This is a genomic window from Prescottella equi, assembly GCF_002094305.1.
GTDB classification, from domain to species: Bacteria; Actinomycetota; Actinomycetes; order Mycobacteriales; family Mycobacteriaceae; genus Prescottella; species Prescottella equi.
This window is the reverse complement of record NZ_LWTX01000003.1, coordinates 604,884-613,296: the sequence shown is the minus strand read 5'-3', so window position 1 is coordinate 613,296 and position 8,413 is coordinate 604,884. Positions and strand designations below refer to the sequence as shown.

Below are 8,413 nucleotides of genomic sequence, written 5' to 3'. Positions count from 1 at the left end.
ACCGCTTCACCAAGGCACGCACCCAGACCACCGGACTCATCGTCCCCGCCTGATCCGACGCGCGTCAGCGCTCCGGAACATCCGACGGCGCCGCTCCCCTCTCAGGGGTGCGGCGCCGTCGCGCATTCCCGCCCCACCCCTCCCCTCCCCGCGCCTCGCCCCCCTCCGCGTTTCGCGCACTTATCGCGCGTTTTCGGGGTCCGGGAGCGCGACAAGTGCGCAAAACGCGGGAGCTGAGGGGGTCATCCGACGATGACCTCGTGGTCGGCGAGGGCGTCGGTGCGGGCCTGCAGGCGCGTGCGCAGCGTCTCGACCTGCTCGGCCAGGGCGTCGGCGGTGAGCGAGTCGCTGGTGGGGACGGAGTCGGCGATCTCGTCGAGGATCTCGATCGCCCGGCCGCTCGCGAACAGCTGCTCGTACAACTCCCGGTAGGCGTTCTCGTAGATGCCGGTGAACGCGCCGGACGCGAGGAACCGCTCCTTCAAGGCATTTCCGCTACGCATCCCCCCGCCGCCCATCGCCGGCGCCCCCTGCCGACCCGGACCGCCCTGCTGGACAGGTGCGCCCTGCTCCTGCCGCTGTCCGGCCATCCTCGGTCCGCGCTGCTGCGGCTCACCGGCGGTGTCTGCGGTCGGAACATCGGTGGTCGCGGCACCGGGGGGTCCCCCCATGCCTCCCATGCCGATCGAATCATGGGGTCCGGCAGTGGAGTTCGACGACAGCGCGAGGTTGAGATCCCACGAGACCACCGTGAGCTTCTTCGTTCCGAGGTCGTACCAGAGGTAGTAGTTGCGTCCCGGCCCAGCCATGTCGTCGCTGTTGACCAGGAGGTTCTGCGTCGCGACGTAGCGGGCGAACGACTCGACGTCGACGTGATCGGACAGGTGTGCGGCGAACTCGTCGTCACTCGCGCCGTCCATCCACTTCAGGAAGCTGATGATCGGTTGCAGGTCCTGGGAGCCTTGACCGTTCACCTGCGTGAACTGGTCGGCGTACGTCGTCTGGTCGTCGCCCTGATACGTGAACGACGAGTTGGCGTCGGCCTTGTAGAGCACGCCGGGGTCGTCGAACAGTGAGTTGGCGTAGCCGTCGTCGGGATGCTCGAGCAGCAGACGCGTCTGCGTCGCACCGCCGTTCACCGAGTAGGTCGCGTAGCTGTAGCGTTGCGTCGCCTGCCCGGACTCCGCCGTGAGCGACAGCGCGGTGGCCTCGTTCAGCACCGGCGATCCGGGACGCACCGACAGTTCGGTCATCCCCTGGTACGCCCGGCCCTCGACGAACTTGTCGAACCGGATCAGCAACGGCAGCGAGGTCGGGTCGTCCGCGGACAACGACACCATGCCGCCCGGGCCGCCACCGCCCGGTGGGGCGAACCCCTCCGGGATCTCCATCCCCTCGGGAAGTCCCATTCCGTCCGGAAGTTCCATTCCTTCCGGAAGCTCCATCCCCTCGGGCAGTTCCGGCATCTGCATGCCACCGGGTCCCTCCGTCCCGCCGCGCAGCCCCATCAGCGTGGAGTTGCCCTTCAGCCGCACCCCGACGTCGGTGATCAGCGTGCCGTCGACGGTGACGTCGGCGGTGATCCACTCCTTCTCGCCCTCGTCCTGGTAGGCCGCGATCATCCGGTCGTAATCCGATTGCGAGAAATCGAGATTCACCGTGTGGTCCTGCTCGGCATCGAAGAAGTCGACGGTTCCTGCGATGTTCTCGGTGATGTCCGATGCGATGACGCTCGCGTTGCCGGTGATGTAGGGACGCACGCGCGTCGACCCGAATACCGTTGCGGCGACGAGGACGAACGCACAGAACACGGCGACGAGCGGCCAGTGCTGCCGAAGCGACACCGGAATGCGGTGCCGCAGTCGCCGCGGCGGGCCCCCGGAACCGTTCTCGGTCGTCATCAGATATCGGTCTGGTCGTACCCGGTCAGGACCGTCACGCGTTGACCGGTGTTGACCTCGCTGAGCGCGGCGATCAACTCGGCCGGCTTCTTCCCGGGCTTCAGCTGCGCGGTGTAGTACAGCTCGGTGAGCGCGCCGGCGCGAACGGATTCGGTACTGACGAGCTCGAACTCCTTGGTGAACTGGACCAGGATGTCCTCGACCACCGCGGTGTAGCCGGGCTCCGGCGGCACCTGCACCTTGACGACCTGCCGCTGGACGTCGAGCTTGAACCAGTTGAACCGGCTCATCAGCACCAGCACGAGGCAGATCGCGACGGTCGCGGCGATCGCGAGGACGTAGAACCGTGTACCCGTGGTCATGCCGATCGCCATCACCAGGAAGATGAACCCGACGTCACGAGTTTCCTTGATGGCGTTGCGGAATCGCACCACGGAGAGCGCACCGACGAGCGCGAAGGCTCGCGCGATGTTGGAACCGACCACCAGCATGATGAGGCTGATGACCATGCCCACGAGCACGAGGGTCTGCACGTAGGACTGACTGTAGGAGACGTTCTTGTGGGTCAGCCGGTAGACCCAGCCGATGATCGCGGAGAGCACGAACGCCAACGACAACGACACGATGATGTCGAACGTGGAGAACGTCCCGCTGAGGTCTTGGAGGTCGAAGTTCATCATGCTCCTGTCGGGGCGAACCGAGTGTCGAACACGTCGGCCGGTGCGGTGGTGAGGTTTTCGGGGAGTCCGTGCAGGCGCGACCGTGGCGCCAGGCCGAAGGCCTCCACGCTCTGGCAGTACTTGGAGACGCGCACCACCGACATGTCCAGTCGTGCCGTGAGGTCGGTGACCCAGTACGGCACACGCTCGTTGGCCTTTATCTCGACGATGCACAGGTGCGGCGGAATGATGAAGCGGTTCTCGGACGTCGACGCGAAGTGGAAGTCCCGGTCGCGGCCGTGCACCCGGTGGTCGATCGTCACGCGCAGGCCCAGGTCCGCCTCGGTGCCGACGAAGGCTTCGCGCAGGTATCCGGTGGTGACCGTCGGCACCAGGTCGAGATTGCCGAGGAGAGTCGACACCTCGCCGACGAAGGCCCGCTGCCGGTCGTCGTGCTCGATCGACCGACGCTCGTCGCACAGTTGTCGTGCCTGCGCGTACGGCAGTTGGATTCTGCGCTTCTGCGTCACGCGGTTGACCCGCTGTTTGATCTCGACGTACACCGGCGTCGCGTCGGTCGCCTCGGACGGCCGGCCGTAGAGCCGGACACGCAGCTTGCGCCGGAAACGGAGCCCCTCGATCTTCTCCCAGTAGAACCGCAGGTTCCGGGTGTCGTAGTAGAGGCTCGTGACGGGATACCCGCCCACGGGGCTGAACTCGTCGGCCGCCATATGGGCGGCGAGCGCCTCCCGCAACCGCGGCACGTCGCGTTCCTCCGCCAGATACTTGATCTCGTAGCGGTTGAACGCGTGCAGTGAGCTGGCGGTCTGCAGGTAGCCGGAGGGCGCGGCGAGTCCGCGCGAACCGGGTGATGACATGGTCGGTGCAGCCTTTCTCTCGGGGGCGGCACCAGTTCATCGGGTGAACCTCGAGTGAACCTGCGGTGAACCTGGGAGGTTGCTCCGTCTCGCCGAGCAAGCGTTCAGTACGTAGTCTGGCGACTATGACGGACCTCACACTCGACACCCTCGCCACAGGTCTGGCGTTCCCCGAATGCCCCCGGTGGCGGGACGGCCACTTGTGGTTCTCCGACATCTACCGCGGCGTGGTCCTGCGGCTGGATCCCGCCACCGGGGACGTCGAGCATGTCGTCGAGGTGCCGGGTCAGCCCGCAGGCCTGGGATTTCTGCCCGACGGCGATCTCCTGGTCGCGTCGGTGGAGGAACGCAGGATCTATCGTCTCGGTTCCGACGGCACGCTCAGGCCGCACGCGAACCTGAGCGGCATCGCCACCTGGCACCTCAACGACATGACGGTGGACCGGCACGGCCGGACGTACATCGGTAACTACGGCGATGCCAGCGCACCCCCGGAACCGCCGTTCCCGGCCGACCTGGCGATGGTCGAGGCCGACGGTACCGCGCACATCGTGGCGACGGAGATGATGTTCGCGAACGGCATGGCGATCACCCCGGACGGCTCGACACTCATCGTTGCCGAGACCCGCGCGACACCGGCACGCCTGTCCGCGTTCACGATCGAGGCCGACGGCAGCCTGGTGAACCGCCGCGCACTCGTCGAGTTCGACGATCCCCGGGTCATGCCCGACGGGATCGCGCTCGATGCCGAGGGGGCCGTCTGGGTGGCGTCGCCGTTCAGCGAAGAGGTCATCCGCGTCGGCGCGGACGGCGCGATTCTCGATCGTGTCTCCGTGCCGCACCCGTACGCGGTGGCGCTCGGCGGCGCCGACGGCCGCGATCTGTTCGTCTGCACCGCAGACACCTGGGTCCCCGAGGAGGCCCTGCGGCTCGGCGGCGGCGCGATCCGGCGCATGCGGGTCGCGGTGCCCGGCGCGGGCCTCTGACGCCGGGCTGGCACTCGAGACCCCTTGTGTGCCAGCACTACCGCGGCGCATGCTCGTAGTACCCAACGAGGTGTGAACGACGCGCGCCGGGCGGGCCCGACATCGGGTTCGCCCGGCGCTCCCGTCGTCGACGGGTACCGCGCGGGAAGAATCGAGGCCGAGATGAACGAGAACGACTTCGTCGGAATCGCGCCGTTCCACGCCTCGGGAGACCTGCGCGGCTTCGTCATCTCCGGACGTTGGCCGGACACCACGCGGGAGTGGGCGCAGTTGCTGGCACTCGCGGTGCGGATCGCGTCGCTGCCGGGACTGTTGCCCACGTCCACCGTGTTCGGAGCCCGGGAAGAGGTCCCGGACGATCCGGCACCGGGAACGGTCGGTTTGATCATCGCGGAGGGTCCCGTCCTCGGCGACTCCGCGGTGTCGCCGGGTCGCTTCGTTGAACACCAGCCCCCGGCCCTGATGATGTTGCATCCGCCGGCCGAGACGGTCCCGTCGCTGCCGGAGTGCACGGGCGCCGCGTCGGGTTGCCTGTTGCTGCCGGGACTGCCGCATCTCGGGCTCGAGCATCGCGCCGCATGGGTCGAGGCGGAGGCGGACGGCACTGTCACATCGATGATTTCGCGCGTGGGAATCGACCCGATCAGCGATCCCGACACCGCAGTTCTGGCAATGCTGCTCGCGGCGTGACCGGCACCGAAAGAGAAAAGTTCGGTATTCCAAACTTATTGCAGCCTTTGCACTTTCACCAATCCACGGTTATCGTTGCGTCAGCGAAGGGGAGTAGCCCCCAATCGCTGGGTCGACATACTGGCCGGCACGACCAAGTGCCCGCCCGGCTCAGCGGACCGGTCTCCGTACCGGTGGGCGAGACCTTCGGCCCGCGAGCGCGCCGCGTTCGGGGCCGGAGGAAGGTTTCCCGACATCCTCCGAGAACGAGAAGTCCGGAGGAGGTTCCACATGCTGGCCGCGATGCTGCTGAGTTTCGGCGTCATCTTCGTAGCGGAACTGGGCGACAAGTCCCAGCTCATGGCAATGACATTCGCCCTGCGTTACCGCTGGTGGGTGGTGATCGCGGGCATCACCGTCGCCACCACCGTCGTGCACCTGGTCTCGGTCGGCGTCGGCCACTTCCTCGGGGCGGCACTGCCCACCACGGCGATCTCGATCGTCGGCGGCATCGCGTTCGTGATCTTCGGTCTGTGGACCCTGCGCGGCGACAGCCTCTCCGACGACGAGGAGAGCAAGGCCGGCAAGGTCACCGGCTCGGCCTTCCTGGCGGTCGCGTCGGCGTTCTTCCTCGCCGAACTCGGCGACAAGACGATGCTGGCCACCGTCACGCTCGCAGCCGACAACGACTGGGTGGGCGTCTGGATCGGCTCCACAGTCGGCATGGTGGCGGCTGACGCCCTCGCGATCGTCGTCGGCGCGGTTCTCGGCAAGCACCTGCCCGAGGCGGTCGTCCGGATCGGCGCGGCGGTCCTGTTCTTCGCCTTCGGCGCGTGGCTCGTCCTCGAGGGACTCTTCCCCGAGAGCCCGGCCGGCCCGATCACCGCCGGTGCGGTGGTGGCGGTCGCCGCTGTGGGCGCCGGCGTTCGACGCCTGACCAAGGGTCGTCCCGCACTCGAAGAGTCCGCCGATCAGCCCGACCGGTCGCGCACTTCCTAGACTGACGGCATGGATCAGACGCAGCCCGAACTGCTCGCGCCCCTCGGTGATCTCACCGCGTTCGCCGGACGCTGGGTGGGGGGCGGTTCCGGTCACTACCCCACGATCGACGACTTCGCGTACGACGAGGAGATCGAACTCGCGCCGAGCGGCAAGCCGTTCCTGTTCTACCGGTCCCGCACCCGCAAGCCCGGCGGCGGCATGCCGATGCACACCGAGACCGGCTACCTGCGGCGGGCCGGCGATGGCGTCGAACTCCTGGTGGCGCAGCCCACCGGTTTCGTGGAGATCCACCGTGCCACCCTGTCCGACGGGGTTCTCGACTTCGTCTCGCACGCGCTCGACGCCTCCCCGGACGCCAAGCCGGTCCACGAGATCCGGCGCCGCTTCGAGCTTCTCGAGGGCGGGACGGTGCTCGCGTACGACATGTGGATGGCGTTCGACGCGGTGCCGATGACTCATCACCTGCGCGCGGAACTGCGCCGGGCGGACTGAGGATTCAGAAGTTCCAGTCCACGTCCTCGGTGGGTTTCTGCTTCCCGATGACGTATGCGCTGCCGGAGCCGGAGAAGAAGTCGTGGTTCTCTCCGGCCCCGGGATCGAGGGCCGACAGGATCGCCGGGTTCACCTGGCACTCGGACACTGGGAACATGGGCTCGTATCCGAGATTGGCGAGCGCCTTGTTCGCGTTGAACCGCATGTAGGACACCACCTCTGCCGTCCACCCCACCTCGTCGTACAGATCGGCGGCGTACGCGACCTCGTTGGCATAGAGCGTCTCCAACAAGTCGTAGGTGTAGCGCCGATGCGCGTCGCGCGCGCTCGCGTCGAGCCGTTCGAGCGCTTTGCGGCACTTGTATCCGATGTAGTACCCGTGTACCGCCTCGTCGCGGATGATCAACCGGATCAGGTCGGCGGTGTTGGTGAGTTTGCCGTGGCTTGCCCAGTACATCGGCAGGTAGAAGCCGCTGTAGAACAGGAACGATTCGAGCATCACCGACGCCGCCTTGCGGGCGAGGGCGTCGTCGCCGCGGTAGTAGTCGACGACGATCTGCGCCTTGCGCTGCAGGTGCGGGTTGCGCTCCGACCACTCGAACGCCGCATCGATTTGCCGAGTGGAGCACAGCGTCGAGAAGATCGAACTGTAGCTCTTGGCGTGCACCGACTCCATGAAGGCCATGTTCGTCAGGACGGCCTCCTCGTGTGGGGTGACGGCATCGGCGATCATCGCGACGGCTCCGACGGTGGCCTGCGCGGTGTCGAGCAACGTCAACCCGGTGAACACCCGGATGGTCATCTCTCGCTCGGTGTCGGTCAGCGTCGCCCACGAGGCGAGGTCGTTGGACAGCGGAATCTTCTCGGGCAGCCAGAAATTGCCGGTGAGTCGGTCCCACACCTCGGCGTCCTTGGGGTCCGGCACCCGGTTCCAGTTGATCGCGTGAACCCGATCGACCAGGCGGTCACTCACCGCCGATCGCCTCCCGTAGGTCGAACGCGCGTCCGGCGCGCGCCGCCTCGAACCTGCGTCCCACATCCGACCAGTCGACGAGCGACCACAGCCGATCGATGTAATCGGCCTTCACGTTCCGGTACTGCAGGTAGAAGGCGTGCTCCCACGCGTCGAAGACGAGCAGCGGTGTGCTGGTGATCGCGAAGTTCGTATGGTGGTCGTGCAACTGGTGCACCACGAGTCGGACGCCCACCGGATCCCAGGCCAGCACGCCCCAGCCCGATCCCTGCACCGTGGCCGTCGCCGCAGACATCTCTGCACGAAAGCCCTCGAAGCTCCCGAAGAACTCGTCGATCGCGGCCGCCAGTTCGCCGTCGGGCCGGTCGCCACCCGTCGGCGAAAGATTGCGCCAGAAGATCGAGTGCAGCGCGTGGCCGGACAGGTTGAAGGCGAGGGCACGCTCGAGTCCCGCGAGCGCAGAGTGGTCGCCACACGCGCGAGCCTCCTGGAGTTGTTCCACTGCGGTGTTCGCGCCCCTCACGTATGCAGCGTGGTGTGCGCCGTGATGCAACTCCATCACCTCGCCGGAGATCACGGGTGCGAGCGCCCCGTAGTCGTAGGCCAGGTCGGGAAGAACGTAATCGGGCATCTCTGGTCACCTTTCGTCGATGGATTGCCGTCAGACTAGCTCGAGTTCGGTCAGACGAACATTTCAGTTCTATTCAGCGAACTTCCTGCCTGGTGGAACATGCGGTCACCAGAATCACTCAATCGCTTGATTGAACTCGGGAGTGACCGTAGGCTCACGATCCAGTATCGGAATTCGAACTGTTACCGAGATCGGTTCGCGCTCAGGGCTTCTTGCTATTCG

General features: G+C 66.7%; 9 protein-coding genes. 4 read left to right on the top strand and 5 right to left on the bottom strand.

Annotated features, from left to right (window positions below; translation table 11 throughout):
• Positions 1–242: 242 nt before the first annotated feature.
• The 3 genes from A6I89_RS12195 to A6I89_RS12185 are packed head-to-tail and all read right to left on the bottom strand — an operon-like array spanning position 243 to position 3,438.
• Entirely contained in the window at positions 243–1,901 is a 1,659-nt protein-coding gene (locus tag A6I89_RS12195; RefSeq protein WP_060934538.1) for a CotH kinase family protein, read from the bottom strand.
• Positions 1,901–2,578 (bottom strand): DUF4956 domain-containing protein, encoded by a 678-nt coding sequence (locus A6I89_RS12190; RefSeq protein WP_005516395.1) that lies wholly within the window; start codon positions 2,576–2,578, stop codon positions 1,901–1,903. Before A6I89_RS12190 ends, A6I89_RS12195 begins: the two co-directional genes overlap by 1 nt.
• A complete protein-coding gene (locus A6I89_RS12185; protein WP_013414476.1) occupies positions 2,578–3,438 on the bottom strand; it encodes a polyphosphate polymerase domain-containing protein in 861 nt (286 codons plus the stop codon). Before A6I89_RS12185 ends, A6I89_RS12190 begins: the two co-directional genes overlap by 1 nt.
• A 125-nt stretch (positions 3,439–3,563) precedes the next feature.
• On the opposite strand from A6I89_RS12185, the gene A6I89_RS12180 reads away from it, so the two are divergent.
• The 4 genes from A6I89_RS12180 (at position 3,564) to A6I89_RS12165 (ending at position 6,587) form a co-directional block, all read left to right on the top strand.
• Positions 3,564–4,424, top strand: coding sequence for an SMP-30/gluconolactonase/LRE family protein (locus A6I89_RS12180; protein WP_022593323.1), 861 nt, complete (start codon positions 3,564–3,566; stop codon positions 4,422–4,424).
• A 162-nt stretch (positions 4,425–4,586) separates the two neighbouring features.
• Entirely contained in the window at positions 4,587–5,114 is a 528-nt protein-coding gene (locus A6I89_RS12175) for a hypothetical protein (RefSeq protein WP_041674502.1), read from the top strand.
• A 270-nt stretch (positions 5,115–5,384) separates the two neighbouring features.
• Complete coding sequence (locus tag A6I89_RS12170; protein ID WP_005516399.1) at positions 5,385–6,092, top strand: TMEM165/GDT1 family protein; 708 nt, start codon at positions 5,385–5,387, stop codon at positions 6,090–6,092.
• A gap of 9 nt (positions 6,093–6,101) precedes the next feature.
• Positions 6,102–6,587 carry a heme-binding beta-barrel domain-containing protein gene (locus A6I89_RS12165; RefSeq protein WP_013414473.1) on the top strand — a complete coding sequence of 162 codons (486 nt, stop codon included), beginning with the start codon at positions 6,102–6,104 and terminating at the stop codon, positions 6,585–6,587.
• Positions 6,588–6,591: 4 nt separating this feature from the next.
• Here A6I89_RS12165 and nrdF read toward each other — a convergent pair whose 3' ends face one another.
• The gene (nrdF, locus tag A6I89_RS12160; protein WP_022593322.1) at positions 6,592–7,560 is read right to left on the bottom strand and encodes a class 1b ribonucleoside-diphosphate reductase subunit beta; all 969 of its coding nucleotides are present in this window, start codon (positions 7,558–7,560) and stop codon (positions 6,592–6,594) included.
• Complete coding sequence (locus A6I89_RS12155; RefSeq protein WP_022593321.1) at positions 7,553–8,191, bottom strand: superoxide dismutase; 639 nt, start codon at positions 8,189–8,191, stop codon at positions 7,553–7,555. The genes nrdF and A6I89_RS12155 overlap by 8 nt, the downstream gene beginning before the upstream one ends.
• Between the last annotated feature and the right edge of the window lie 222 nt (positions 8,192–8,413).